The organism is Methylobacterium sp. 37f (assembly GCF_023093475.1).
GTDB lineage: Bacteria > Pseudomonadota > Alphaproteobacteria > Rhizobiales > Beijerinckiaceae > Methylobacterium.
On sequence record NZ_JAGHKN010000119.1, the window covers coordinates 1 to 456 of the forward strand.

The following is a 456-nucleotide window of genomic DNA, read 5'->3' on the forward strand; positions in this document are numbered from 1 at the left end:
TTCGTGCACCTGGCGGATACCGGCCAGGTAATCGTCGCCGAGCCCGCCTCCGGTGACTTCGGCGGGACGCAGGAAGGGCAGGGCCAGGCACCAGGCGGCGACCTGGCCATCCGCGTCGTGCAGGGGCAGCAGCAGGCGATCGCTATCGAGGCTTTCGTCTATCCAGCCGATCCGGCCGATGGCATGGGCGTTCAGTCGTTTCATCAGCGGAGCGGGCAGTTCGATGCGCGCGCCGGAGTCGTGGTTGCCTGCGATCATCACGATCTCCAGCCGCGGCAGCCGCCGATGGGCGCTGACGATGAAGTCGTAGAGGCGCTCCTGGGCTTTGAGCGGTGGATTGATCGTGTCGAAGATATCGCCCGCGATCAGCAGGACATCGGCGCGCTGCTCTTCCAGCTGGCGTAGCAGCCAGTCGAGGAAGCGCGCGTGCTCATGATCGCGGTTCTGGCCGTGCAG

1 protein-coding gene is annotated in these 456 nt (G+C 66.2%); it reads right to left on the reverse strand.

What is annotated here, in order from left to right; translation table 11 throughout:
• A partial coding sequence (gene sbcD / locus J7U37_RS24900) for an exonuclease subunit SbcD (protein ID WP_247637497.1) occupies positions 1–456 on the reverse strand: 456 nt, incomplete at both ends.